This is a genomic window from Alicyclobacillus sendaiensis NBRC 100866 (assembly GCF_001552675.1).
In the GTDB taxonomy this organism is placed as follows: Bacteria; Bacillota; Bacilli; order Alicyclobacillales; family Alicyclobacillaceae; genus Alicyclobacillus; species Alicyclobacillus sendaiensis.
On record NZ_BCRQ01000024.1, the window covers coordinates 1 to 25,766 of the forward strand.

26 protein-coding genes and 2 pseudogenes are annotated in these 25,766 nt (G+C 63.5%); 10 read left to right on the top strand and 18 right to left on the bottom strand.

Annotated features, from left to right (window positions below; all coding sequences use genetic code 11):
* Positions 1 to 26: 26 nt before the first annotated feature.
* The 5 genes from AS26_RS06445 to AS26_RS06465 form a co-directional block, all read right to left on the bottom strand.
* Positions 27 to 257 (bottom strand): TM2 domain-containing protein, encoded by a 231-nt coding sequence (locus AS26_RS06445; protein ID WP_062307450.1) that lies wholly within the window; start codon positions 255 to 257, stop codon positions 27 to 29.
* A gap of 50 nt (positions 258 to 307) precedes the next feature.
* Positions 308 to 1,189: a D-alanyl-D-alanine carboxypeptidase family protein gene (locus AS26_RS06450; protein WP_245629648.1), complete on the bottom strand. Its 882-nt coding sequence runs from the start codon at positions 1,187 to 1,189 to the stop codon at positions 308 to 310.
* Positions 1,190 to 1,260: 71 nt separating this feature from the next.
* The gene (locus tag AS26_RS06455; RefSeq protein WP_062307455.1) at positions 1,261 to 1,935 is read right to left on the bottom strand and encodes a metal-dependent transcriptional regulator; all 675 of its coding nucleotides are present in this window, start codon (positions 1,933 to 1,935) and stop codon (positions 1,261 to 1,263) included.
* The gene (locus AS26_RS06460) at positions 1,932 to 2,606 is read right to left on the bottom strand and encodes a fumarylacetoacetate hydrolase family protein (RefSeq protein ID WP_062307458.1); all 675 of its coding nucleotides are present in this window, start codon (positions 2,604 to 2,606) and stop codon (positions 1,932 to 1,934) included. The genes AS26_RS06455 and AS26_RS06460 overlap by 4 nt, the downstream gene beginning before the upstream one ends.
* 112 nt (positions 2,607 to 2,718) lie before the next feature.
* Positions 2,719 to 3,135 carry a BrxA/BrxB family bacilliredoxin gene (locus AS26_RS06465; protein WP_062307536.1) on the bottom strand — a complete coding sequence of 139 codons (417 nt, stop codon included), beginning with the start codon at positions 3,133 to 3,135 and terminating at the stop codon, positions 2,719 to 2,721.
* Positions 3,136 to 3,345: 210 nt separating this feature from the next.
* On the opposite strand from AS26_RS06465, the gene hemE reads away from it, so the two are divergent.
* From hemE to hemG, 3 genes are read left to right on the top strand one after another with little or no spacing between them, the layout of a single operon-like run.
* Entirely contained in the window at positions 3,346 to 4,425 is a 1,080-nt protein-coding gene (gene hemE / locus AS26_RS06470; protein WP_062307460.1) for a uroporphyrinogen decarboxylase, read from the top strand.
* Complete coding sequence (hemH, locus tag AS26_RS06475; RefSeq protein WP_062307464.1) at positions 4,422 to 5,342, top strand: ferrochelatase; 921 nt, start codon at positions 4,422 to 4,424, stop codon at positions 5,340 to 5,342. Before hemE ends, hemH begins: the two co-directional genes overlap by 4 nt.
* A 5-nt stretch (positions 5,343 to 5,347) precedes the next feature.
* A complete protein-coding gene (gene hemG / locus AS26_RS06480) occupies positions 5,348 to 6,760 on the top strand; it encodes a protoporphyrinogen oxidase (protein ID WP_062307465.1) in 1,413 nt (470 codons plus the stop codon).
* An 11-nt stretch (positions 6,761 to 6,771) separates the two neighbouring features.
* Here hemG and AS26_RS06485 read toward each other — a convergent pair whose 3' ends face one another.
* On the bottom strand, positions 6,772 to 8,046 hold the full coding sequence (locus AS26_RS06485; protein ID WP_062307468.1) for a WD40/YVTN/BNR-like repeat-containing protein: 1,275 nt from the start codon (positions 8,044 to 8,046) through the stop codon (positions 6,772 to 6,774).
* A 139-nt stretch (positions 8,047 to 8,185) separates the two neighbouring features.
* Here AS26_RS06485 and AS26_RS06490 point away from each other — a divergent pair, with 139 nt between their 5' ends.
* The 5 genes and pseudogenes from AS26_RS06490 (at position 8,186) to AS26_RS14660 (ending at position 10,816) form a co-directional block, all read left to right on the top strand.
* A complete protein-coding gene (locus AS26_RS06490) occupies positions 8,186 to 8,953 on the top strand; it encodes a sulfite exporter TauE/SafE family protein (protein WP_062307470.1) in 768 nt (255 codons plus the stop codon).
* A 140-nt stretch (positions 8,954 to 9,093) separates the two neighbouring features.
* On the top strand, positions 9,094 to 9,339 hold the full coding sequence (locus tag AS26_RS14840; protein WP_281176949.1) for a diguanylate cyclase domain-containing protein: 246 nt from the start codon (positions 9,094 to 9,096) through the stop codon (positions 9,337 to 9,339).
* 38 nt (positions 9,340 to 9,377) lie between these two features.
* Positions 9,378 to 9,896: pseudogene (locus AS26_RS14845) on the top strand (EAL domain-containing protein); the annotation flags it as partial.
* A 118-nt stretch (positions 9,897 to 10,014) separates the two neighbouring features.
* Positions 10,015 to 10,500 carry an EAL domain-containing protein gene (locus tag AS26_RS14850; RefSeq protein WP_281176951.1) on the top strand — a complete coding sequence of 162 codons (486 nt, stop codon included), beginning with the start codon at positions 10,015 to 10,017 and terminating at the stop codon, positions 10,498 to 10,500.
* Positions 10,388 to 10,816: a hypothetical protein gene (locus AS26_RS14660; protein WP_245629649.1), complete on the top strand. Its 429-nt coding sequence runs from the start codon at positions 10,388 to 10,390 to the stop codon at positions 10,814 to 10,816. The genes AS26_RS14850 and AS26_RS14660 overlap by 113 nt, the downstream gene beginning before the upstream one ends.
* 162 nt (positions 10,817 to 10,978) lie before the next feature.
* Here AS26_RS14660 and AS26_RS06500 read toward each other — a convergent pair whose 3' ends face one another.
* The 9 genes from AS26_RS06500 to AS26_RS06540 all read right to left on the bottom strand — a co-directional run bounded on the left by AS26_RS06500 (position 10,979) and on the right by AS26_RS06540 (position 20,096).
* The gene (locus AS26_RS06500) at positions 10,979 to 11,230 is read right to left on the bottom strand and encodes a hypothetical protein (RefSeq protein ID WP_062307472.1); all 252 of its coding nucleotides are present in this window, start codon (positions 11,228 to 11,230) and stop codon (positions 10,979 to 10,981) included.
* A 101-nt stretch (positions 11,231 to 11,331) separates the two neighbouring features.
* On the bottom strand, positions 11,332 to 11,781 hold the full coding sequence (dtd, locus tag AS26_RS06505) for a D-aminoacyl-tRNA deacylase (protein ID WP_062307474.1): 450 nt from the start codon (positions 11,779 to 11,781) through the stop codon (positions 11,332 to 11,334).
* A gap of 15 nt (positions 11,782 to 11,796) precedes the next feature.
* Complete coding sequence (locus tag AS26_RS06510; RefSeq protein ID WP_174519925.1) at positions 11,797 to 13,914, bottom strand: RelA/SpoT family protein; 2,118 nt, start codon at positions 13,912 to 13,914, stop codon at positions 11,797 to 11,799.
* A gap of 93 nt (positions 13,915 to 14,007) precedes the next feature.
* Positions 14,008 to 14,532: an adenine phosphoribosyltransferase gene (locus tag AS26_RS06515; RefSeq protein WP_062307483.1), complete on the bottom strand. Its 525-nt coding sequence runs from the start codon at positions 14,530 to 14,532 to the stop codon at positions 14,008 to 14,010.
* Positions 14,529 to 16,532, bottom strand: coding sequence for a single-stranded-DNA-specific exonuclease RecJ (recJ, locus tag AS26_RS06520; RefSeq protein ID WP_245629650.1), 2,004 nt, complete (start codon positions 16,530 to 16,532; stop codon positions 14,529 to 14,531). Before recJ ends, AS26_RS06515 begins: the two co-directional genes overlap by 4 nt.
* 2 nt (positions 16,533 to 16,534) lie before the next feature.
* Positions 16,535 to 17,467 (bottom strand): cation diffusion facilitator family transporter, encoded by a 933-nt coding sequence (locus AS26_RS06525; protein WP_062307487.1) that lies wholly within the window; start codon positions 17,465 to 17,467, stop codon positions 16,535 to 16,537.
* A 76-nt stretch (positions 17,468 to 17,543) separates the two neighbouring features.
* A complete protein-coding gene (gene secF, locus AS26_RS06530) occupies positions 17,544 to 18,470 on the bottom strand; it encodes a protein translocase subunit SecF (protein ID WP_062307489.1) in 927 nt (308 codons plus the stop codon).
* Positions 18,454 to 19,755, bottom strand: coding sequence for a protein translocase subunit SecD (gene secD / locus AS26_RS06535; protein ID WP_062307491.1), 1,302 nt, complete (start codon positions 19,753 to 19,755; stop codon positions 18,454 to 18,456). The genes secF and secD overlap by 17 nt, the downstream gene beginning before the upstream one ends.
* A gap of 71 nt (positions 19,756 to 19,826) precedes the next feature.
* Complete coding sequence (locus AS26_RS06540; protein WP_062307494.1) at positions 19,827 to 20,096, bottom strand: post-transcriptional regulator; 270 nt, start codon at positions 20,094 to 20,096, stop codon at positions 19,827 to 19,829.
* 147 nt (positions 20,097 to 20,243) lie between these two features.
* Here AS26_RS06540 and spoVB point away from each other — a divergent pair, with 147 nt between their 5' ends.
* Positions 20,244 to 21,833, top strand: a complete 1,590-nt coding sequence (gene spoVB, locus AS26_RS06545) for a stage V sporulation protein B (protein WP_062307496.1) — start codon at positions 20,244 to 20,246, stop codon at positions 21,831 to 21,833.
* Positions 21,834 to 21,893: 60 nt separating this feature from the next.
* On the opposite strand, the pseudogene AS26_RS14900 reads toward spoVB, so the two are convergent.
* Together AS26_RS14900 and AS26_RS06555 are read right to left on the bottom strand one after the other, a co-directional pair.
* Positions 21,894 to 22,526, bottom strand: a pseudogene (locus tag AS26_RS14900) (DUF421 domain-containing protein); the annotation flags it as partial.
* Between the two features lie 56 nt (positions 22,527 to 22,582).
* On the bottom strand, positions 22,583 to 24,745 hold the full coding sequence (locus AS26_RS06555) for a sensor domain-containing diguanylate cyclase (RefSeq protein WP_062307499.1): 2,163 nt from the start codon (positions 24,743 to 24,745) through the stop codon (positions 22,583 to 22,585).
* Between the two features lie 141 nt (positions 24,746 to 24,886).
* On the opposite strand from AS26_RS06555, the gene AS26_RS06560 reads away from it, so the two are divergent.
* The gene (locus tag AS26_RS06560; RefSeq protein WP_062307502.1) at positions 24,887 to 25,288 is read left to right on the top strand and encodes a TIGR04086 family membrane protein; all 402 of its coding nucleotides are present in this window, start codon (positions 24,887 to 24,889) and stop codon (positions 25,286 to 25,288) included.
* Between the two features lie 66 nt (positions 25,289 to 25,354).
* Here AS26_RS06560 and yajC read toward each other — a convergent pair whose 3' ends face one another.
* Positions 25,355 to 25,759, bottom strand: coding sequence for a preprotein translocase subunit YajC (gene yajC / locus AS26_RS06565; protein ID WP_245629651.1), 405 nt, complete (start codon positions 25,757 to 25,759; stop codon positions 25,355 to 25,357).
* Between the last annotated feature and the right edge of the window lie 7 nt (positions 25,760 to 25,766).

Genomic DNA, 25,766 nt, shown 5'->3' on the forward strand with positions numbered 1-25,766 from the left:
GTTATAAAGCGAGCCGCGGCCGTGGTTCAACCGCGGTAACCCGCCATGCGAGCCGTCAGGACGAGATCGAAGAGCCACCAAACGCCCACCGAAAACAGCAGGATGTGGCCGATCACGGTCGACGCCACGAGACCGCCGACCACGGTGCACGCGGCCATGAGCAGCCCAGTGCCGACGTGGCCGAGATAGACGCGATGTACGCCGAGGTATCCTAAGAAAAACCAAAGAACGTATGCCAGCGCGATGCTTCTGTGCATGCCGTCCCCTCCATCACCCGACGTACTAAAGGGTATGAGGGGGCGGCTTGTCAACTTGCCGGAGACTCGGGAGGGGACAGCCGATTGGCCCAGGTCAACAGGCGGATGGTCTCGCGGTACATGAGGCTCTTGCGCGGCGCGCCGAAGATCACGCTCACCAGGACGTGGCCGTCGGAAGGCCGCCTCACGGCGGTCGCAAGGCAGTACATCGCGCGGGACGTAAAGCCGGTCTTTCCCCCGATGAATTCGCCAATGGATGGAGGCGGGCTGTACAACAGGCGGTTGCCGTTTCGGATGGTCTTGCCGGCGATGGTCGCCTGCGGCGTCTGCATCGCCCGCACGATGCGTGGATAGGTGATGGCCTTGGCGGTGATGAGGGCGATATCTTTCGCGGACGTCGTGTGGGCGTCGGCGTGAAGCCCGTTCGGCGTCACGAACCGCGTGTGCGTGCAGCCGATGAGGCGCGCCTCGACGTTCATCATCCGCGCGAACCCTTCCTGCGATCCGCCGATGGTCTCCGCGATCCCATACGCGACATCGTTCGCGCTCTTCATCACGAGCGCGAGCAGGGCCTGTTCCGCCGTCAGCTCGGTGCCTGGCCTTAGGCCCAGGCGGACGCGTGGCTGACGGCTCGCGGTCTCGCTGATGTAGACCGGGTCATCCGGCTTGAGATGCTGCACGAGGAGGATGGCCGTCATCAGTTTCGTCGTACTGGCTGGGTACATCGGCTCGTCCCCGCGCTTGTCGTAGAGGACCTTTCGGTCGGTGACATCGTACACAACCGCAGCCTTCGCGTTCACCGCCGGCGGGCGCGCGGTGTCTGCCTGAGCCACGGGAACAAAAGCGGCAGACGTCGCCCACAGGCAGGCCATCAAAGCCGCGAGCGCCAGCCGCCACGCGCGATGACGTCGAGCAGCAAACAAAACGACCACCTCTCTCGCGTGTCGTCGCGGTTTAAGGTGGACGTTTTCCCCTCGTTCTATGCTCTTGCTGCTGCCGCGCGTCAGGCGGTCTGGCGCATCGGCTTCGGGCGCACCTGCACGCGATGCGCAACGGCCGGATCGAGCGACAGCGTTTGCCCTCTCACGGTGACCGTCACGCCGGCAGCATACGGCTCCGGCTCGTTGACCTGCACCGTCTCCCCCGGCACCAGCCCCGTTCGGTGGAAAAACCGCAACAGCTCGAGGTCCTCCTCGGCGACCTCGACAATGCGTATCACCTCGAGAGGCGTGTTGGCGGGCGCTTCGTCCAGTCCCACGCCCTTCGGCACGGTGTGCCCGTTCCCCGGGATGACGTTGCCGTGCGGACACGTGGCCGGATGGTTCAGCATCTCATTCAACTTCGATTCCACGAGCGGAGAGATGCTGCCTTCCAGGCGCGCCGCCTCCACGTGCGCGTCCGCCCAGTCCAGCCCCAGCACGTCCGTCAGCCACCGCTCGAGCAGCCGGTGTTTTCGAATGATGGCCTCGGCGCGCTTCCGGCCCTCTTCCGTGAGCACCAACTCGCGCGTGTCGCTCACTTCCACGTAGCCTTGTCCCACCAGGCGCTGCAAGGTCTGCGAGACGGTGGGCCGCGATACGCCCAGGTAGTCGGCGACGCGCGACGACAGCACCTGCTCGCCCTCCGAATGGAGCACGTAGATGGCCTCGAGGTAGGTGTCGAGCGCACTTCCGCTCACGGCGATCCCCCCTCGCGTCCAGAGAATCGAAACGATCCCCACGCGTCCCCGTTCATATACAGGGTGAGCTCATCTCCAGGCCGCACGGGACCGACGCCGCTCGGCGTCCCAGTGAACAGGATATCGCCGGCGGCGAGCCCGTACACGTCCAAGCAATGGAGGAGGAGATCCGAGAACGAAAACACCATCTCGGAGGGCGAACCCTGCTGAACAAGCTCCCCATTCTTCTCCAGCGCAAAGCGCGCGTTCTCCACGTCCGCGGCGAAATCGTCGAACCGGTACAGATCCGTCACGATAGCGGAATCGCGAAAGCTCTTCGCGGCTTCCCAAGGGTAGCCCTTCTGCTTCAGTTCCGATTGGCGCTCGCGATCCGTCAGATCAATCCCGAGCGCGACAGCGCCCACCGCGTCGAGCGGCCGTTCTCGGCTCGGCGTGTCCTTGAGAAACAACACGATCTCGAGCTCGTGATGGACGTCCGACCGCCCCAACGGGTACCGCACCTCGCCAGAAGCCGGGACGAGCGCGTGCGTAAACTTCCCGAAGATCATCGGCGAATCGGGCACCTGATTGCCCAGTTCGGAGGCGTGATCGCGATAATTACGCCCCACGCAGAAGATGTTGCGCACCTGCGGAATCCACGCTTCGGCCCGCGTCTCTCTCGAAAACCCCATAGCGCCGCCCAACCTCCGATCGTTCCAATGCATTTAGCATACCACAGACCGGGCGGCGGAACCGAAGTCCCGCCGCCCGGTCTCAGGCGCAGCCGACGCTCGCCGATTGCATTCAGTTCGCTTTGGGCTCACAGTACTGGTTGAACAGCGCGACCAGTTTCTCCGCGACGCGCTCGGGCGTCGAGCCCTCGATGTCGCTGCGGTGAAGCACGCCGACGAGCTCGCCGTCTTTAAACAGGAAAAAAGACGGAGAGGAAGGCGGCTGACCGACGAAATATTCGCGGGCGCGGGCCGTGGCTTCCTTGTCCTGGCCCGCGAACACCGTCACGAGCCGATCTGGTCGGCGGTCGTTCCGCAGCGCCATGGCGACCGCGGGACGGGCAATCCCACCCGCGCAACCGCACACCGAATTGACCACGACGAACGTCGTCCCGGTCTTCTCGGCCATCACGGCGTCCACGTCTTCTGGCGTCCGCAGTTCCTGAAACCCGATGCTCGTGAGTTCGTCGCGCATCGGCTGAATCATCATCTGGTAAAAGTCGAGCTCGAGGCTCACTCGCCCCACCTCCTGACTGGTGCAAATCCAAACCTTATTATACTCCTTTCCCACCGCCAATGACAGTTTTGCAAATCCGCCGGTCGAGGCTCAAGGAGCCCGGCCGCTATCGTTTGCAACCGCAAACAGGCGTTGGGTATAACAAGGAAGGTACAGAGAATCCGATGCATGGATAGGACAGGCATGAGGAATGGGGACGTTGTCGTGAACAATCGTTTTCTTCGCGCATGCCGGCGCGAACCGGTGGACCGCGTGCCCGTGTGGTTCATGCGCCAGGCAGGCCGCTATGATCCGGAGTATCGTCAAATCCGCGAAACGCACACGTTGCTCGAGATCTGCCGGGAACCGGAGCTGTGCGCGCGCGTGACGCGCATGCCGGTGGACAAGCTCGGCGTCGACGCCGCCATCCTGTTCTCGGACATCATGGTGCCCGTCGGCGCCATGGGCATGTCGTTTTCGCTTCAGGAGAACGTGGGCCCCGTCATGGACAGGCCGCTCCGCACCGACGAGGACGTGGCGCGCCTCCACGCATTCCATCCCGAAGAAGCGCTGCCCTACGTGCTCGAGACCATCCGACACCTCGCCAACACCCTTCCCGTTCCGCTCATCGGTTTTGCCGGCGGTCCGTTCACGCTCGCCAGTTACATGATTGAAGGCGGCCCGTCCCGCGACTACCTGCGCACCAAGACGATGATGCTCGCTCGCCCCGATCTTTGGCACGCGCTCATGGCGAAGCTGTCTGAGGCCATGTCCATCTACCTGCGCGCCCAGATCGAGGCGGGTGCGAGCGCCGTCCAGATCTTCGACTCCTGGGTGGGCAGCCTCTCCGTGCAGGCGTTTCGAGCGCACGTGAAACCCTTTGTCCAGCGCATGTTGGCGGATCTCGCCCCGCTCGGCGCCCCGCTCATCTATTTCGGCGTCCACACCGGTGAACTCCTCGCGGAATTTGCGGAGGCCGGAGCGACCGTCGTCGGCGTCGACTGGCGCACCCCGCTCGATCGCGCCCGCCAGCGCGTCGGATCGTCCGTCGCCCTGCAGGGCAACCTCGATCCGGTGTGCCTCTTTGCGCCCCCCGAAGCCCTGCGGCGCGAAGTCGAGGCCGTGCTTCGGCTCGGCGCCGAGAGCCCCGGGTACATCTTCAACCTCGGGCATGGCGTCAAACCGACCACTGAGCTCGCCCAGCTGCAACGCGTCGTGGAGTGGGTGCATGCATTCGAGCCGCACAGCCCAGCCGTGCACCCGACAAAGGAGGAACTCGCATGACGACCCTCGGCGTTCTCATGATGGCTTACGGCACGCCTCGCAGCCTGGACGAGGTCGAGGCGTACTACACGGACATCCGGCGCGGCCACAAACCGTCTCCGGCCGAACTGGACGATCTCGTCCGCCGATATCAGGCCATCGGCGGCGTCTCGCCGCTCTGGGAGATCACGAAGCGGCAGGCGGAAGCCGTCGAGCGCGCATTGAACGCACAAGCAGAAGACGCATTTCGCGTGTACCTCGGCATGAAGCACACCGCGCCGCGCATCGCCGATGCCGTGGCGGACATGCGCAGGGACGGGATCGAACGCGCCGTCGCCCTTGTGCTCGCCCCGCACTACTCAGCGATGAGCGTCGGCACCTACCACGAGCAGGCGCGCGAGGCGGCGCGCGACGGCGGGCCAGAGCTGTGCTGCGTGAACCAATGGCACCTCGAGCCCCGCTTCCTGGACGCGCTCGCCGCGCGCGTCGAGGAGGCGCTCGGCCAATGCCATCGCCCCGATGAGGCCATGGTGATGTTCACGGCCCACTCGCTGCCCGCGCGCATCCTGGACATGGGCGATCCGTACGTCGACCAGCTGCACCAATCGGGCGAAGCGGTGGCCAAGCGCCTCGGCCTCGCCCACTATTCGTTCGGATGGCAAAGCGCCGGCCGCACGAGGGAGCCGTGGCTGGGCCCCGACCTGCTCGACAGCCTCGAGGCCCTGGCGAACGAGGGGTATCGAGAGGTGGTGGTGTGCGCGCAGGGCTTTGTAGCCGATCATCTCGAGGTGCTCTACGACATCGACATCGAGGCGAAGCAGCGCGCCGAAGAACTCGGCATCCACCTCGTGCGCACCCGCCAGATGAACGACGATCCCGACTTTGTCCGCGCGGTCGCCGACGTGATCGAGCGCGCGAAGCGTGACGCAGGGTGGTGATGGGAATGAAACGCGTGGCCGTGGTGGGCGGCGGTATCACAGGGCTTGCGGCTTGCCTTCGCCTGTTGTCCTCTGATGCGAACGTGCGCGTGGTGCTGTACGAGGCGAGCGAAAGGCTGGGCGGGCGGGTACAGACGATTCGGGAGCCGAATCTTGGTATCACCGTGGAGGCGGGCCCAGACTCCATGCTCGCACGAAAACCCGCGGCGATGCGGCTCATCGAGGCGCTTGGCATGGCGGACGACGTCGTCTCCACGCGGCCAGAGGCGAGCGAGACGTACATCGTCCGAGACGGCAGCCTGTGCCCCATGCCGAAGGGATACTTGGGCATTCCGTTCGATCCGTCCTGCGCGCGCCCGCCGCTTCTGAGCGAAGCCGGGTTGGCACGCGCGCTCGCCGAAGAGCGGCTGCCGCTCGAGCTTCCCGCGGACGACGTGGCCTTGGGGGCCTTTCTCCGCTCGCGGCTTGGCGACGAGTGGGTGAGCTACGTCGGTGAGCCGCTCATGGCGGGCATCTATGCGGGGGACATCGACCGCCTGTCGCTTCTCGCCACGTGGCCCTCGCTCCTCGACCTCGTGCGCCAGCACGGCAGCCTCGTGGCGGCAAGCCGAGCAATCGCGACCTCGCCCTCGAGGCGCCAAGCTGGTTCAGGCCGGAGCGCCTTTATCACGGTGCGCGGCGGCCTGGCTTCCATCGTCGAGCGCATGGCGGATCGCCTGGCGCAGAGCGGGCGAGTCGAGATCCGCCTCGGCGCGCGGGTCCAGGCGGTGACGAGGCGCGGCCCGGCGTACCGGTTCCACGTCGAGACCCGATCGGGTGAGCGCTTCGACGACGACGCGGACGGCGCCGTGATCGCCATCGCGCCGCAGGACGCCCGCGAGATGTTGCGGCCGCTCTTCGACCTGCCTGACGTGGACACGCACCACCAGTCGACGGCCACTGTGGTGCTGGTCTACGCGCGCACCGCGTTTGGGCCGGATCTCGCCCGGGCGTCGGGCTTCCTCGTGCCGCGGCCCGAGGGCATGGCCATCACCGCGACGACGTGGATGTCGAGCAAGTGGCCGCACGTGTCTCCCGAGTCCCTCGCTGTAATCCGCGCCTACGTCGGCAGGCGAGGCCAGGACGAGGCGCTCGCGCTGCCCGACGACGAACTAGTGCGCCGCGCGGCGAACGAGGTCGGACGCCTCACGGGCGCGCGCGAACACCCGATATGGACGCGGGTGACGCGCTTTTCGGAGGCGATGCCGAACTACGGCGTGGGTCACCTCGGCCGCGTGGCTCGAGCGGAAGCGGCGCTTCGCGCGTCGTGCCCTTCGATGGCCGTGGCGGGAGCCGGTTACCGCGGCGTCGGTCTCCCCGACTGCGTGGAGCAGGGCGAGCGGGCGGCCGATCACGTCCTCGCCGCCATCGACGCATGACGTCTTCGCGATCACGGCACCGGCGCGAAGCGATCGCGCAGTCCCTGCGTCGCGAGCAGCACCGTCTGAGTCAGGCTGGCGTTGGCCGCAAGGACAAAGCCCTGCGTGTAGGAGACGTAGTCCACGTCGAGGACATAGGGATACGCGTCGAGCCATTGCTCCAGCGTGGTGGAATGCACCGTGAGCCACGTGGTGCCCGAGTCGCTCGTGCGCATGAGCCGCCCATCCTTGATGGCATAGCCGTAATCGGGCGTGACAAACGTACACGGCGCGCCCTCCGCGTTGGCCCGCGCCCCGAGGAGCACGTCGCACACTTGTCCCGCGTACGAGTCGCCGCCATCGCGCGTGCGAAAGACGACGACGTGACGGCGCACACCCGAAGCGCTCTCCGTGCGCCAGATGGAGGCGAAGGTGACCTCCTGCTCCAGCGCGCGCGGTGGAAACAGTCGCTCGACTTTCGCCCCCGGGATAGATGCTGGCGCGGACAAGGCGCGCCGTTCGAAGTGGATCCCGCCGTCGCGCGTCCGATATGTCAAGAGCTTCCCGTCAGGATCCGCAACGTAGACGTACCCGTCCCGCAGGTTCGCGAAAGACACCTCCACCTTCGCGCCTGGCTTGAATCCGGAGCCAGGCGCCGCGGCGTCCACCTTTACCGGCGCGATCCTCGCCCCGGCGTCGGAGATCCGATAAAGCATGGGCTCGCCACCCCGTTCAGATGGGCCAGCGAGCACGACCCACGCGTCCTTCCGGGTCGGCTGGCTCACGCTCGTCACCCGGAGGCCGGTGCGTGGCAGTTCGCTCGAGGAAACTTGCCAGCGGCGACCTCCGTCGGATGTGGTGAGACGAATGAACCGGTCGCCTTGGACCCCATAGACCGCAACCGTGTCGAGATCGACAATCGCGACCTGCGGATTCTCGGTACCTTCGTAGGTCGACTGGTCCGAGAGCCGGAATGCGACGGGCAACGAGACGGATCGCCAGGTCACACCCCGGTCCGTTGTCCGCTCGATCCGAAATTGGCCTCGGACGTAACCGTATCGGTATCCCGTTTCGCCGTCGACGAGCCGCACATGGTACCACAGGTTCTTCCGCTGAAGAAGCGCGAGGGAAACGGCGCGAGGAGCCGTCGAGTGGGACGGCTTGTCCAACATCGCGGCACGTTGATCCGGAGGTTTCAACGCGGATTGGGACTTGGAAAGTTGAGCGCCTGCGCCGTCCCCACAGCCGGCAAGGGCGAGCACGCCGCAAAGCGCCATCCATGCCAAGGTACGTCTCGTTGGCTTCATGGTATCCCCCCAACCTGAGCATCTAGACGTAGGTTCTCATCATGGCAAGAATCCATACCGAAGCCAGACATTGTGGGTTTGCGCACGCCGCAGTACAATGATGGACGTTTACAGAAGGGCGTTGGCGAGGAGGGTCCCGGTGGAACATCTGACGTGGGCGCACGCGATCATTCTTGCTGTGGGAGGCTATGTCGCGGCATTCATCGACTCCACAGTGGGCGGAGGCGGCCTCATTTCCCTGCCGACTCTTTTGTTTGTGGGGTTGCCTCCTGCCGCGGCACTCGGAACGAACAAATTCGCAGGCACGATGTCGGCCATCACGAGCTTCAGTTCTTATCTCGCATCGGGTAAGGTCCGGTTGAAACTCGTGGGACCGCTGTTTCCGCTGGGCGTCATGGCCTCCGCGCTTGGCGCGTATGTCGTCCATCAACTGCCTTCGTCGTTTTTGCGGCCGTTCGTGTTGGTGATGCTGGTCATCGTGGCGGCCTACACGCTGTGGAAGAAGGACCTCGGCCTCACGGAATCCGTCCGGCCGCTCACGCGGAAGACGTTCGCGCTCACGGCGCTCTTGGCCGTGTTCCTCGGATTCTACGACGGATTCTTTGGCCCCGGGACGGGATCGTTCCTCGTGATGGGTTTTCTCCTCTTGGGCTTCGACTTTCTTGCCGCGAGCGGGAACGCGCGCACGCTGAATCTGGCGAGCAATGTGGGCGCCTTGATCACCTTCATCGCGGTGGGGGCCGTGCGGTACGAGGCGGGGCTCATCCTCGGCCTGTCAATGGTGCTCGGCGCCCTGACCGGTTCTCGGTTTGCGATTCGCAAAGGCGCCCGGTACGTGCGCCCTATCTTCATCGGCGTGACGTGCCTTGTCATCGCGCAGCAGATCGCAAAGCTGCTCCACTTCTGAACGCGTGCCTTGGTCAAAGAGGAGTTTTGCTGAAACGCGTCGAATCGCTCCAATGGTTGATATGCACTCATCGCCGTCATTCTGTTTCTCCGTCGAGGAATTATCTTCCATGGTTTCGGACGACACGAGGCGGTGGCTGTGTGACTTTCGATGTGTTTTCCGGACAGCGCGACGCCCTGACCAACCTGCTGGGACGCGGCCAATTTCTCTTCGTCGTGTCGCAGCGGATGAAGGACGCATCGCGCAGTGCCATGATTGTGGTCAATCTGGACCGGTTTCGACTGGTCAACGCGAACCTCAGCTTCGCCGACGGAGACGCGATTCTCCGCAGCACGGCCGTGCGCATCTCACGCAGGATCCCAGAAACCGCCGTGGCCAGCCGTTGAGCGCGGACGAGTACGCAGTCGCGCTGTTTGACGACGACGTGGAACAAGCGGAGGCCGTCGCGGAACGGTTGAGGGCCGCTATCGCCGAGCCCCACGCCGTCGGCGGCATGGACGTGATCGTCACGGCCAGCCTCGGGCTGGCTGAAGGCGTCCAGGGCGCCAGCGCGGACGAACTTCTGCGCAGGGCCGACGAGGCCATGCGCCTGGCCAAGCAGCTGGGCTCGAACCAGGTCAGGCGAGATCGGGACCTCGTCGCCAAACCGGAGAATGGGCTTCCGCCGCTCCTCGTCGAGACGATGCTCAGGCAGGCGCTGCAGAACGGCGAGCTCGAAATCCACTACCAGCCCAAGATTCACACGCGGTCCATGCAGGTGGTGGGGGCGGAAGCGCTGTGCAGGTGGACCCACCCGGAGCTGGGGCACATTCCGCCTCAAGCGTTCATTCCTGTCGCCGAGTCGAGCGATCTCATCCTTCCCATCGACGAGTACGTCCTTCGCAGCGTCTGTCGGCAGGGTGCAACCTGGATGAAACAGGGCTACCGGGTGCGCATCAGCGTCAACATCTCAGGGCGGCAGTTCATGCAGGACGGCTTTCCGAAGCTCGTCCGCGAGTGCCTCGCGCAGACGGGCATGGATCCTCAGCTGGATAGAACTGGAGATCACCGAGCGCACCGCGATGTGCGACGTGGAGCGCGCCGTCCACGTGCTGCAGGAGCTGAGGAAGATCGGCGTTCGGATTGCGTTGGACGACTTTGGCGTGGGGTACTCCTCGCTCAATTACCTGATCCAATTTCCCGTGCACACGCTAAAGATCGACCGAACCTTCACGGCCGGCATTCAGAGCGCCGTCAACCAGACCCCCATCATCGGGGCGATCATCTCGCTCGCCAAGTCGCTGAATTTGAGCGTGGTGGCGGAAGGTGTCGAAACATTCCAACAATTTGATTACCTGAGAGAAAAGCGGACGGCATCCGATCCGTGCTTCGCGCGCCCCTCACCCATCTCGGCAGGCCGTTTGGGATTCTGGCCATCAATCCTCGCTGGAACGCGTGTACACGGACGCCGATCGGCGCCCCCTTGCGCAGGTCGCGGAGCGCGTCGAGGATCTCGTCTGGTCTTCGTATCAGCGAGAGCGGTGGACCTATCATGCGCTGTACGATGATCGGACGCGCATGTTTCACCGCGCCTTTCTCGCCGAATGGCTGACCGCGGACGCTCCCGTCTGGTTCCTCTCGCGCGCCAAACGCCGACCGTATCCAGGATGGACCCATGCGACCGCGTCGGTGCTCCGAATCGAACCCTTGGCGGAATGGCCACCGAGCGAGTCGGAGCGGGTCGCTGAGCATCTCGGCCAGCTGTGGAGCGCCTATGGATCTCCCGCGTGGCCCGCGGTGCGCATGGAGGCGGGCGAGTTCCTGTTCATTTCCTTGGACAGCGAGGAACGATTCTACACGTTTCTGGAGTGCGCGTGCATCTGAGGGTGATGGAAGTGCGAAACACCCGCCTTGGCTCCCCGTACGTTTCTCTCTCCGTGGGTTGGGGCGAGTGCCGCGACACGTGGCCCAATCTGTGGAACGCCTACTTACAGGCGCGAACCCAGGCCAGGTCCGCGCTGCGCAGTGCGGGCGAACAAGGCGGGGCTACCGGTGGTGGAGCGCGGTGAAGGAGTTCACCGCGTGACACCGCGGACACTGCAGCTGGATGGACATTTCGACGTACGAACCTTTGGCGCCCGTCACCGTGATGGTGGCGTCGACCTCGTTGCCGTGCGATAGGACGATGCCGCCGAACATGTGCCCGGCGAACGGAATCACGTGTCCGCAGGCGAAGCAGGTGTGATACGCGTGGATCTCGCCTTCGTCCGGGTCGCGTTCAAAGGTGCCCGTGAACATCGCGTGTCCCCCCCTCGGCCATAGTGTGTACACGGGGTGCGCGCCGATGCGCGACACGTCGTGCCAGGGGGCCAGTTCAGCGCGGCTTGCGGCGCGAGCCGTCAGAACACCCGCTTGCTGTCGAGCAGGATGGTGACTGGGCCGTCGTTGACGAGTTCCACCTGCATCATCGCACGAAATCGCCCGGTTTCGACCTGAAGCCCCCGAGCGCGGAGCGCCTCGTTGAACGCGTTGTACAGCCGCTCCGCCACGTCCGGCGGTGCCGCATCCGCGTAGCTCGGCCGGCGCCCCTTGCGCGCGTCGCCGTACAGCGTAAATTGGCTTACGGACAACACCGCGCCTCCCGCCTCCCGGACGTCTCGATTGAGTTTCCCCTCCTCGTCCGGGAAAATCCTGAGGCCCGCGATCTTCTCAGCCAGGTATTGCGCGTCCTCATAGGTGTCGTCCTTGCCCACGCCGACGAGTACGACGAGGCCGAAACCAATCTCACCCACCGTCTCTCCGCCGACCCTGACCCGCGCCGGGCCGGAGCGCTGCACCACCACCCGCATCGGACATCTCCCCTCTCACTGAATTATGCGCCGCACGCTGTAGATATCCTTGATCCGCTTCAACCGCTCCACCACGGTCCTCAGGTGATCCAGATTGCGAATGCGGATGCTCATGTGGATGTGCGCAATCTTCTTCGCGTCCGCTCTCGCACTTACCGCCGTGATGTCGGTCTTCGTCTCCGCCACCGCATTCAGCACCTCGTTCACAAGGCCATGCCGGTCCATCGCCGTGACCTCAATCTCCGCATTATAGGACCAGTCCTTGTCCGTCGCCCACTCGACCTCGAGCGTTCGCGCGCCACTTTCCACCATGGCCGCCACGTTGGGGCAGTCTTGCCGGTGGACCGACACCCCTCGCCCGCGCGTGACGAACCCGACGATCTCGTCGCCGGGGACGGGATGGCAGCAGCGGGCAAACCGAATCAAGATGTTGTCGACGCCCCGCACGCGCACGCCCATCTCCGCCGGCTTCGCATTACCCTTTTGAATGGTCACGGTCTCCGGCGGCTTTTCGCCCTGATTACGCCGGAAGATCTCGATGAGCCGCGTCACGACCTGCGACGCGCCCAATCCTCCGTACCCGACGGCGGCGAACAGGTCTTCCTCCCGTGTAAAATTGAATTTCTGCAGCACCTCGGCCACGGCCTGCGGCGTCATCAGCTGCTTCGGTTCGAATTTTTGCCGCGCGATCTCGCGCTCAATCAGTTCCTTCCCTCGCGCGACGTTTTCTTCTCGCTTTTCTCGCTTGAACCATTGGCGGATCTTGCTCTTGGCCTGCGAGGTCTGGACGATTTTCAACCAATCCCAGCTCGGGCCGTACGAATGCTTGCTCGTGATGATTTCCACGATATCCCCGGTGCGCAGCCGGTAATCGAGCGGGACCATCTTGCCGTTCACCTTGGCCCCGATGCAGTGATTGCCGATATCCGTGTGAATCCGATACGCGAAGTCAATGGGGACCGAGCCGGCGGGGAGTTCAATGACGTCGCCTTTCGGCGTGAACACAAACACCTGATCCGAGAACAGATCGATCTTCAGCGTCTCCATGAACTCCTGAGCATCGCGAAAGTCCTGCTGCCACTCCAAAACCTCGCGGAACCAGGCCAGCTTCTTCGCAAAGTCGTCCTCGACTCGCTTCGAACCGGACTCCTTGTAGACCCAGTGCGCCGCAATGCCGTACTCCGCGGTCTGATGCATCTCCCATGTCCGAATTTGAATCTCGAGCGGCTCGCCGTTCGGCCCGATCACCGTGGTGTGCAGGCTCTGATACATGTTCGCCTTCGGCATCGCAATATAATCCTTGAACCGCCCCGGCATCGGCTTCCACATCGTGTGCACGACGCCAAGCGCGCCGTAACAGTCTTTGATGCTCTCCACGATGATGCGAATGGCGAAGAGGTCATAAATTTCGTTAAACTCCTTGTGCTGGGTGACCATCTTGCGATAAATGCTGTAAATATGCTTGGCGCGGCCGCTCACGTCGGCCTTGAGGTTGAGTTCGGCAAGTTTTTCGCGCAGCACGGCGATCACGCCCTCGATGTACTGCTCCCGCTCCTGCCGCTTGCGCGCCATGAGATTGACAATCCGATAGTACTGCTGCGGATTCAGGTAACGAAGCGATAGGTCTTCCAATTCCCATTTGATGGTGTTGATCCCCAGCCGATGCGCCAAGGGCGCGAAGATCTCCAGCGTCTCCCGGGCCTTTCTCACCTGCGTTTCAGGGCTCTGGTACTTCAGGGTCCGCATGTTGTGCAGCCGATCCGCCAACTTGATGATCAGCACTCGGATGTCCCGCGCCATCGCCATGAACATCTTGCGGAGGTTCTCAGCCTGCTGTTCCTCGCGCGAATCGAACTTGATTCGCTTCAACTTGGTGACCCCGTCGACCAGCGTCGCCACCTCTGCGCCAAACGTCTGCACGATGGTGGAGTCGCTCACCGACGTGTCCTCGACCACGTCGTGCAGGAGCCCGGCCATGATGGCGGCGGCGTCCAACCGGAGATCGGCAAGAATATAGGCGACGGCGAGCGGATGGCTGATGTACGGCTCCCCGGAGAGCCGCATCTGGCCCTGGTGTGCCTTGGCGGCGAAGTCGTACGCACGCCGCACTGCGGCGATGTCCTCTGGGCTCATGTAGGACTGAAGCTTCTGGCACAGGCCCTCGATGGTCTTTTCATCCGTCTCCACAGCCACGGCCGCTCACCTCCTCAGCGCTCCGTCCGTTCGTCAGTTGTCAAACTGGACGAGGGTGTACACCGGTATATCGCCAAGCCTATCACGGCCGCCCAACGGTTTCAATTCGATGAGAAACGCCGCGCCGACGACCACGCCTCCCAGTTTCTCAACCAGGTCCTTCGTGGCCCGCATCGTACCACCGGTCGCCAGGAGGTCGTCCGCCAAAAGGACGCGCTGTCCCGGTTGAATCGCGTCCTCATGAATTTCCAGGCGATCCGTCCCGTATTCGAGTGCATATTCCACACTCACCGTCTTATAAGGCAGTTTGCCCGGTTTGCGCACCGGCACAAACCCGAGCCCCAACGTCACGGCGAGCGGTGCCCCGACCACGTATCCGCGCGCCTCCGGTCCCACCACGAGTTCCGGCTCCCAAGCTTGTGCCTTGGCCGCGAGCGTCTGGATGGCATCTCGATATACGGCGCCGTTTTTTAGAAGCGGCGTGATATCCCGAAACAGAATGCCCTGCTTAGGAAAGTCGGGGATATCGCGAATCCACGTGCGATAATGGTCACTCAACTCGTTCGCTCCTCTTCCATTCTTTCGCTGGGCCCACCGCCAACGGGTCGCAGATGTCTGCGCACGAGCGCCTGGTAGGCCAAAGAATCGCGCAGATCACGCTTTTGGCTCGCAATCACATGATACAAGCCACCATCGAGCGCAGCAAATCCGAGTTCGACAAACGTCGCCACCACCGATTCGAGATCACGGACGAGATCGGGCGAGATACCGCCCACGCGCTGCCGCAGCGTCTCCATGCTGCAAGGGCCGCGCCGAAGCGCTCGGAAGACCGCGGCAAACGCCTCGCGCGATACCGCGCGCGACAGGCGGTAGCCCTCCTCGATGCGCAGCTGAGGGCGCACGGCGCCTCTCCACGCATTGGGAGCCAGTTCGACGATGAACGCCCAAAGCCCCGAAGTGTCGTGAGCGATTCGTTCGGGCGCGCGAAACCACACCGCGTCTTGACAGGCGTCGCCTTCCGCCAGCGTGAGCCTCAGGTGTTCTCCGCTCCCCATCCGCGTGCATCGCACGATCTCGACCGGACCCACGAAGAATCGAAACGGCTCGTGTTCGGGCCCAAACGGCGCGAGCCGTTCCAACCATCCAAGCAGCTCGTCCGCCGACTCCGACAGCATCAGGTAGTCGTCCGCCACCACGGCCGGTTCACCCGCCGCCGAACTCGTTGGGCCCGACGCAACCGCGGCCTCGAGCAACGCCGCGCGAAACGCCGGCAGTTGAGACGCGTCGAGCGCACACCCCACCGCTGCATCGTGTCCGCCGTACTGGTGGAGGACATCCGCACACCGGCGGAGCAAGTCGAGCATCGACACCCCCTCAGGCGCGCGCCCAGAGCCTCTCAGCGTCCCGTCGCCCATCTCCGCGAGCGCGACGGCTGGACACGCATAGGCCTGCGCGAGACGCCCCGCTACCAGCCCCACGACGCCGAGCGGCCAAGCGCCGGCCACAACAATGGCCGGAGGATTCGGCCCGTGTTCTCGCTCCACGGCCTCCACGGCCTCGGCAAACGCCCTATCCACAGCCTCTCGCCGCTTCGCGTTGAGCACCTCTATCGTTTCGGCGAGGCGCTTCGCCTCCTCTTCATCCTCCGCCATCAACAGCCGGAAGGCGAGATCGGCGTGGGCCATGCGGCCTGCCGCGTTCAGTCGCGGGACCAACCGCCAGGACACGTCGGACGCGCCTAGGGTATCTCGGCTCACCCGCGCACCATCGCAGAGCACGCGCCATCCGGCGCTTCCCTCCTCAGCAAGCGCACGCACCCCCTCGCGGATCAGCCGGCGATTTTCGCCGACTACGGGCATCATGTCGGCGAGCGTGCCGAGCGCCGCGAGGCCCATGATCCACCGCCGCAGCGCGTGTGTCTTCGGGAAGCCAGAGCTGTCGAGCAGTTGCGTGGCGAGCTTCCACGCGACAAACGCTCCGCAGCCCCGTTTCGCGGATGACGGATCCCGGTGGCGCGTGAAGTGGAGGACAGGCACCCCGCTCGGAACGATCTCGTCGCCGGGCTCGTGGTGATCCGTGACCACGACGCTCAGGCCGTCGGACATGGCCGCCCTGATGGCCTCCACCGCGCGGATGCCGTTGTCCACCGTCACGATGAGCGACGCGCCTTCGTTCTTCGCTTCCTCCAACAGGCGCAGCGAGAATCCGTAGCCGTCCGACACGCGCTCCGGAATGTGGCACGTCACACGGCCCCCCAACGCCTGGATGGCTTTCGCCACAATCACGGCGGCACTCACGCCGTCGACGTCGTAGTCCCCTATGACGGCGATCACCTCACGCCCGCTCACAGCGCGCAAGATGTGCTCACACGCCGCACGCATGTCGTCAAAGTCCATGGGATCGCTCCACGGTTCATCCGCCGTGAGCAGGCGCTCGACTTCCTCGGGTTCCGTGTACCCGCGCGCGGCAATGAGCCGGGCCACGCGCAGCGGCATCTCGAAGGTGGAGGCCAACCGACGCGCGACATCCATCACCGCGGCGGCTCGCCAAAGCGGCACGCTCACTCTGATCTCCCTCTCTCACGGGTGTGAGGTCGCGCACCCGGCTCGTAAGGATTCACGTGAACAAACACGTCCTGGACGCGGTCGAATTTCTCACGGAGCCGGTCGCGCACGGCCGCCGCGATGTCGTGACCGGCGAGGACCGTGATGTCCGCATCTACCGCGATCTCGATGTCGACAATGACATACTGGCCGTGATCGCGCACGCGGAGGTCATCGATGGCGCGGACCCCGGGCACTCGCAGCACCTCTCGCCGGTACGGCTGCAGCGCCTCTTCGGAGAGCACGACGCGGTCCATCAGGATCTCCAACGCATCCTTCGCGATTTCCACCGCCATCTTCAGAACCAAGGCTGCCACCACGATGCCAGCCGCCGCATCCGTGTACATGAGCCACTGGATGCCGAGCCGCTCGCCGACGACAGCCATCACAATGCCCACGAGCGCGGCCAGGGATGAGTAGACGTCCGCCCGGTGATCCGTCGCCTGCGCCAACAAGCTCTTCGACTGGAGCCGCTTGCCGAGCCTTACGTTGTAGCGGTACAGCGCCTCCTTGACGATCACGGCGACCAAGGCCATGAGGGCCGCGGTCCACTCCGGCGCGCGGGGACTGTGGAAGAAGGATGCCGCGGACGAATAAAACACTTCGACAGACGCCGCGATGAGCAGCACGCTCACACAGATAGAGGCAATCAGCTCCGCCTTTCCATGCCCATAAGGATGGTCTTCGTCCGGCGGTTTTCGGGCGATGCGCAGGCCGACGATGACCGCCACGGAGCCGACCAGATCGGATGCGGAGTGCACGGCGTCCGCGATCAGGGCCTCACTGTGCGCCAAAACACCGATGATCCCCTTCGCGAGCGCGAGGAGAACGTTCAGGATGGCATTCACGTAACTGAGCACGGAGCCGCGGCGTTCAAGCTGATTGGTCACTTGCCATCACCATCGAGTCCTTTCATCAAGCGACGGAACAAGGAAGGGAGCGCTTTGCACACGCGCTCCCCTGCCATCATTCTGGAATGGGTGCCGCATGATCACCGCGATTGCCCCTCTTCATGGAGCGAGATCGCCAAGCAACCCAGATGGGACTCGCGATGAAGATGGACGAATACGCTCCGCTCACGAGCCCGATGATGAGCGCAAAGGTGAAGTTGCGGATGGAAATGCCGCCAAATAAATACAGAATGACGGCCGCGATGAGCACCGTGAGGACCGTCCGGATGGATCGGTTCATCACCTGCCACAGGCTCTTGTTGACGACCGCTCGCAGGTCGTCGACTGTGTCCGGCTTGTCGATCTTCAAGTTCTCGCGGATGCGGTCGAAAATGACGATGGTATCGTTGATGGAATAGCCCACAATCGTCAGAAGCGCAGCGACAAACGTCAGATCGACCTCGCGCCGCAGAAGGGCAAACGCCGCGAGCACGATGAACGCGTCGTGGAGCAGTGCAATGATCCCGGATATGGCGAAGCGGAACTCGAAGCGAATCGCGATGTAGACGACGATACATGCAGCCGCAGCAAGCACAGCGTACACCGCTTTTCGGGCCGTCTGTTCGGCGACAAACGGGTCGACCGACGTGACCTGAACGTCCTGCTTCGCGTCAGGGAAAAACCGATGCTCCGCCGCTTGAATCTCGCTGATCTGCTTGGTCGTGAGCTGTTCGGGCAGAGTCACCATCACGACATTCTGCTGGATGCCGCCCACCGTCAAGCTCGTGTCGCCGAGCGGCAATCCGATGGACGCAAACATCTGGCGCACGCGAGCCTCAGGCACCCGCTGATTGAGTTCAAACTGGACCTCGGATCCCGATTTGAAATCCGTGCTCAGGTTGAAGCCGAAGAGCGCAAAGACAATCACGCCGGCGACCGTGATGGCCCCCGACAGCAAGAAGAACCACCGGCTCGCCCGGATGATATCAAACCTTGGCTTCACGGCTCTTCACCACCCCTCTCGGCGCGCCGTACCACCAAGGATTCTTGACCGCCTGCGACGCCGTGAACGTCAACAACATTGCCCGGGCAAACAACACGGCCGTCAACAGGCTGACGATGATGCCCACGATGAGCGCCACCGCGAACCCTCGGACATCGCCTTCCCCACCGAAGATGTACATGATCAGGCCAGCGATGAACGTGGTGGCATTGGAGTCGATGATCGTTCGGAACGCGTTCTTGTTGCCGATGCGCACGGCGGATCGAAGGCTGCGCCCGTTTCGCACTTCGTCTTTGATTCGCTCATACGTAATGATATTCGCATCCACGGCGATGCCGACGCCCAGGATGAGCGCGGCGAGCCCGGACAGCGTCAACACGACGTGCAGACCGGCGAAGGTCAGAAGGGTGAGATAGCCGTACGCGACCAGCGCGATGTCGGCAATCAGGCCCGCCATGCGATACGCGGCAATCATGAACGCGAAGATGAGTACGACGGCGATGACACCGGCGATGAGCGTCCGGTGCAGGCTGGTGGCGCCAAGCGTGGGCCCGACGCTCGTCTCGCTCTCCAGCGTCAGCGGGTAGGGCAGGGCGCCCGCGTTCAGCTCGTTGGCGAGATCGATGCACGCCTGGGGCGTGGTCAAATTGCCGCCAGAGATCTCGCTCTGCCCCGTGTACATGACCTGTTCTACGACAGGATTGGTCAGCAGTTGACCGTTGAGAAAAACGTAAATCGGCTTCTGCAGATACCGCTTCGTAATGCTTGTCCACAGGCTCGCGTTCTTAAACTCAATCGCAACGGCGTTCTGGCCCGTTTGCTGATCCACCACCCAGTGGGCGTTCGACTTGAGGTCCGCTCCAGTCGCGAGCGGCGGCCCGACTGGAACAACTTTTCCCGTCTTGGGGTCAATCTTGGCGCTCCCGTAGATGGCGAGCTGTGCCGTGGCCCCGATGACCTTCACGGCCTCTTGCTGATTCTTCACGCCAGCGACTTCCACGCGAATCTGGTCTTGACCGAGTTGGTTCTGGCCCTCGAGTTGAATGATGGGCGAGGAGACGCCGAGTGCGTTGACGCGCATCTCAATGGCACGGACGAGCGCAGCTTTACCCGTGTTGTCGAGCGGGTGGCCCTTCGGCGTGTCCACGGCGTACAAGAGGTCCACGCCGCCTTTCAGGTCGAGGCCGAGAGGTATTGATTTCCATATCTTTGGTCCCGTGCTGATGGTGAGGCCGAGCACGACAACCACCATCGCGAGAAACGCCAAGAGGCGCCCCCATTTCATGGTATGTCCTCCTTGTCCACCACTTCCGCGTGCATAACATGAATCAGTATACCGATGGACGTTTTTCGACGTCAAACGTCATTCGGCGTGGCGAGATCCCCGCGCAGGGCGCCGAGCGTGACATACGTCATGTAGTCGTTGGGCTTCGCGGACAAAATCGCGTCCACCACCCGGTGAAGAGAGACCGGGTTGGGCAGTTTGGTGCCAATATAGGCCCAAAATGAATCGACGTCGATCGAGTTGTAGCCCATGAGCCGGAACTCTTCGACCTTCGCCTCACAGAGCCATTGGAGCTGGTCCGCGTAGGGCCGAAGCTCCGGGTGCATCCATGGTTGGTCCACCGCTATCCCCCCGATGTGTGCCGAATAACAATTCCATCTCGCGCGCGAAAAATCCTGTTTCAGCCGCAAAAGTGGACTACCGTCATGCGGATCGGCATAGGCAATAGCGTAGGACGCCTGCGGACCACGGACGGGAGGGAACGTCGCTTGAGCCGCCAAACGTTTCTGCAAGGTGCGCTCATCCTGATGATTGCCGGCATCGTGACGCGCATCATGGGATTCATCTACCGCATCGTATTGACGCGCCTCATTGGCGCCGAGGCCATGGGCCTGTTTCAAATCGTCTTCCCCATTTTGGGGCTCGCGCTCACCTTGGTCACGATGGGGTTTCCGCTTGCCATCGCGAAGCTGGTGGCCGAAGCCGTGGCTAAGCGAGACGCCGACCGTGTTCGGCGCGTCCTGCGCATCTCTTCCGCATGCGTTCTCACGTCGGCCGCGCTCTGCATGAGCTTGATGTACGCATTTCGGCACGTCGTCGCGCGGTACTGGCTCACCGACCCCAGAGCCTATCCCACCTATCTCGCCATGATCCCCGTCGTGGGCGTGATCGCCGTGGCGAGCCTCTACCGCGGCTACTTCCAGGGCATTCAGGACATGACCCCGACCGCCTGGGCGTCCATCCTGGAGCAGTCCGTGCGCATCGTCAGCATATGGGCCCTGGCGGCCTACTTCGTGCGATTCTCCCTGGCGTACGCCGCGATGGCGGCCATGGTGGGTATGGTGCTCGGCGAATTGTCCGGCCTCTTGTTTCTCATCTGGCAACAGCGGCGGCGCGCGCGAATGGACCAGATCGTGCCTGAACCCGCATACGCGCGCACCGCGGAGCCCATGCGCGCGACGCTGCGCGCCATCATGCAGCTGTCATTGCCCGTCACCGCGAGCCGGCTCATCTGGTCACTTTTGTCCGCAGCCGAACCCATCCTGGTTTTGCGCGCCCTGGGCATGGCCGGCGTGCCGCTCAAGCAAGCCACGGCGCTGTACGGCGCGTATTCGGGCATGGCCATTCCGCTCCTCGTCTTTCCGACGGTGGTGACCTCCTCGCTCGCAACCAACCTGGTGCCTGCGGTCGCAGAGGCCCAGGCGTCTGGGAACCTCGATCGGATTCGACATCGGCTGTCGCAGAGCATCACCGTCACGGCGATGGTCTCGTTCCCGGCCTCGGTCGTGTTCACTTTTTTTGCGGCGCCCCTCACCAGGGCTATCTACGGCGACGCGCACGTCGGCCCCATGCTGGCCATCATGGCGCCCTTCGTGTTCATGCTCTGCCTCCAATCGCCCCTGACGGCAATCTTGCAGGGGCTGAACCGCGCCGGTACGGCGATGATCAACTCCATCGTGGGTGGCGTCGTGCGGTTGGCCGTCATCCTGGTGCTCGCCACTCGCCCGTCCCTTGGGATTCTCGGTGTGAGCATGGCCACCGCCTTTTCGTTCACGCTCACCGCCGCGCTTCACCTCATCGCGGTCGTCCGGGAAATTGGGTTCCAGATGCGCCCGGCGTCCGTCGTGCGCATTGGCCTGGCGTCCGCCGCGATGCTTGCGTACATGCTCCTTGTCACGTACCGCGCAGGCTCGGCGCTCTCCGGATCCGCGCTGCTGCTCGCGCTACTGGGCGGACTGATGATCTACTTCGCGCTCTTGTGCTCGCTCCGCGTCCTCACTTCGCGCGCCGTCGAGCGCGTGCCCAAGGTGGGTCCGTGGCTCGCCGCCGTCGTGCGGCATCTTCCGTTTGCCATCTGAATGCCCGGAAGCGTCCATGTCGTCGATCCACCACCCGCCGCGCCCGTCGATGCGCGCATAAAACACGCGCTCCAGCTCGCGGCCACGGAGGCGAAGCTGTTCGCGCAGCCACGCTTCGTCTTGTCCCAAGTGCTCGAGCGCGCTCTGAACGGGCTTGCCGTCCACCACCACCGTGAGTGCGGGTCCGGTCTCTTGTGCGGTGATGCCGAGATCGCGCGGCGTGAGGGGACGCGCTTCCGGCTTCGGCACGACGCTCAATTGGCCGGACGTCTCCAAGATGGCAAATTCCACGTCCGCCACATCCGCGTATCCTTGTTCGCGCAACTGCGTCAGAAGATCGTGGACCGTGTACCGGATGCGGCGCATTTCCCGGTCGCAGATGCGGCCATGCGCAATGAGCACCGACGGTTCCCCTTCAATCCAGTGGCGGAACCGGTGACTTTTCATCTGAAGAACGGCGACGGTGAGTTGAAACAAGACGAGTGACCCGATGGAAATCGCGGCCTCCCAAATGGGAACCCGGCGGTCCTCCATGGGCAGCGTCGACAGTTCCGCGATCATGATGGACACGACGAGATCAAACACGGAGAGTTGGCCGATCTCGCGCTTGCCCATGATGCGCAGGGCCACCATCACCATGAGATAGAGAATCAAGGCGCGAAGTGGAAACTGCCAAAGAGGGATGTGCGGCATGATGAAGCCCCTCCTCACGGTGGCAGTATGCCCGGAGAAGGGGCTGTTCCATGCCGCTAGACGGAGTGAGACGGGGACTCGGACTCGCTGGCGTGCAGAGGGACGTGGAGCCGCGCGAAGAGTTCCTCGATCCGGTTGAACAAATCCGCACCATCCTGGATCACATCGTAGACTTCTATCCCACAGGCCACGCGGACGGAGAGGATGTTCTCGCCGACGTGAAAGGAATGGCGTTCGATGGCCTGCGTCACGCGTCGGCAAATCCCGGCGAGCTCCACATCCGACACGTTGGGAATGACGATGAGCATTTCATCTCCCCCGTATCGGCACGCGAGCTCGGAATGCCGCAACACCTGGCGAATGACGACCCCAGCCTGGCGCAACACCTCGTCCCCCACCTCGAACCCATACGTGGCGTTGATCTCGCTGAACCGGACGAGATCGAGGCAGATGACACCCCAGCACGTGGTGCCGTGCGCCACCTCATCTCGCACGCGGATGTTCACGAAGTGATGGGTGTAGAGGCTTGTCAGCGGATCGACGAACAACTGCGTATCAAACTCAGGCGCATACATGGCGGTGCGATTGCGACCCCGCTGTTTGGCGCCCCAGTACATGGCGCTGTCCGCCTTGACGAGAAGGTCGCGATCCGACTCGCTGTGGTCCGGGCAGGTCGCCATGCCGATGCTGACGGTGATCCCTTGGAGATGATAACCTTCGAAGTCCACGGCGAGCTTCGACACGTCCTGGCGGATGGCTTCCGCAACCTCGAAGGCCTCGTGCGCGCTCGCCCACAACAGCACGGCGAATTCCTCGCCGCCGTAACGCGCCGCCACGCCGTCTGGCCCCGCGTGGCGCTCGAGGATGCGCCCGACCTCCCGTAGCACGACGTCGCCTGCCAAGTGGCCGTACGTGTCGTTGAATCGCTTGAAGAAGTCCACGTCGACAATCAGCACGGAGACCGGCCGGTTCTCCCTCAGCGACGCCTGAACGCGGCGAGCGAGCTCCTCGTAGAAGTACCGGTAATTCATGAGCCCAGTGGCCTCGTCCCGGAACGATCGATCCTGAAGCTCCTGGTACAGTTTGGCGTTCTCCAGCAGCACGGACACCTGGTTGGCCAGGGCGTCCATGTATTCGTGCATGTGGCTGAACGCCTTGGGGCGCTTGGCGTAGCAGACGATCGCGCCATGCGCCTTCTGATGCGCATGCATGGGAAAGATGGCCATGCTCAAAAAGGTGGTCGTTTCCCCCAGGAACCGCACGCGCGCGTCCTTGCGCACGTCCGGAACGATGACGTGATCGCGCTGGTGGATGGTCTTCCAGATGATGCCGCCCTCGGATTCCGGCCAGCCTTCCATCGAGAACTCGGCCTCGTAGGAGCGCGGGTAGACGGCGGCGGGGACCAAACACCCGCGGCCATCGATGACGAAAACCGCGACACAGTCGGCGAGCGTCATTCTTCGGGCGAGATGCGCCGCCTCAAGCGCAATTTGCCGCATGTCAAATTCGGTCGCCAGATTCGCGAGGCACTCGTGAATCTCCTGTAGATCCATGGCTTGCCGATGGGAACGGAGCATGTAGGCCAGCATGAGAAGCGGCAGCACCATGACCGGCGCGAGCCACGCGCTTGTGGCATTCAACATGACGACGAGCAGGGCGAACGGGATGCACAGCGCGAGGTTGATGAGATCCGTCACGAGCGCAGCCCACACGGTTGGCCAGAGGAACGCTCCCCGCAGCCACTGAATCACCTGGACAAACGCGTGATTGACCACGAGAAACACCGCCGCAGACACGACCAGCGCGCCGACGGCAGGCGCGTCGATGCGCGTCATGGGCAGGGTGATGAGATCATGAAGCACCCACCACATGGCGAGCGTGGAGAGCGCGTATTGCCCGGCGTTGAAAAAGGCCGTCTCGAGGTCCCAGTGGCGCCTCTTCGCAGGTACGAAAGCGGCCGCAATCGCGCACAAGATTGCCTCTTCTCGCCCGTCGAGCGCCACGTACGAGAAAAGAACCGCGGGGGTTAGACTGGCGGTTCCAAGCCGGAGCGGAACCGGCATCGACTCCACCAGGCAGGCGAGCGCCAGCATGGCGATGAAAAACCAAGGGTTCACCGACCGGAGCTCGGGCAGCCCCACGAGCGCCGTTCCACACCCGAAAATTCCGACGATCAGACTGTACACGGTTTGTCGCTTGAGCGGTATGCCTTCCGCCATACCGACACCCCCACCCCAACCCGCGCCCGTTCGAATTCTTCAAGTTTCCAGTATAAACAGTTCATCTCTCGCCGGACAAGATCATAATCGCAGATCTCGCCGAATATCGTGTAGAGAAACTTGGACCAGGAGTGATGCGCCGTGTCGAGAGGGAACGAAGGCCATCGATTCGACGTGCTCCGCGCCATCCCCGTCGTCTACGGCACCGTCTGGAGCCTTTGCGTCGCTCTTGTCGGCACCCTCGTCGTATTCTTAATGGCGCACTACGGCGAATGGGGCCCTGAGCGAATCACGACGGCCGCGTACGTCGTCCACTGCCTCGCCGTCCTGTTTGGCGCCATTGCGGCTGCGCGCCAAGACCAAGGCCGAGGATGGTTTCACGGAGGGGCGACCGGGCTCCTCTACGCCATCATCATGGTCGCCATCGGTCTGTTCGTCGACAACACGTTCACGTTCGACGCAAGCGGCCTCTTTCGCATCCTTCTCATGTCCGTCATTGGCGCATTCGGAGGCGTCCTAGGCAGCGCGTGGGTCCGCTCGTAACCCCCACCGCAGGATGCGGGAGGCCGATGGGCCGTATGGGCGCTCGACCGACCTCCCCATTCTGACTTAAGTGCCGCCGTGCTCCTTCCGGTGCTCGTCGAACTCGCGTTCCGCTTCCGAAACCTCGTCAGGAGCCTCGTCGGGCACCTCGCCTCGCTCACCGCGCTCGTCGTGGTCGCGCTCCTCGGCCTCGTCCTCCTCCACCGGTTCCTCGTGGTCCAGTCCACGGCCCTCCTCCAGGACGCGGACAATGGCGCGCTGATCCATCTCCACATCCACGCCATCCGCGATGCGCACAATGGCGATGTCGCCTTGCATCGCCACGATCTCGCCGTACAGTCCCGCAGCCGTCATGATCCGCGCTCCGGGGCCGAGCTTTTTCAGCATCTCCGCGCGATTCTTCTGCTGCCGGCGCTGCGGCAACAGGACGAGCACGTAAAACACGACAATCAAGAGAATCAAAAACAACATGCTACTA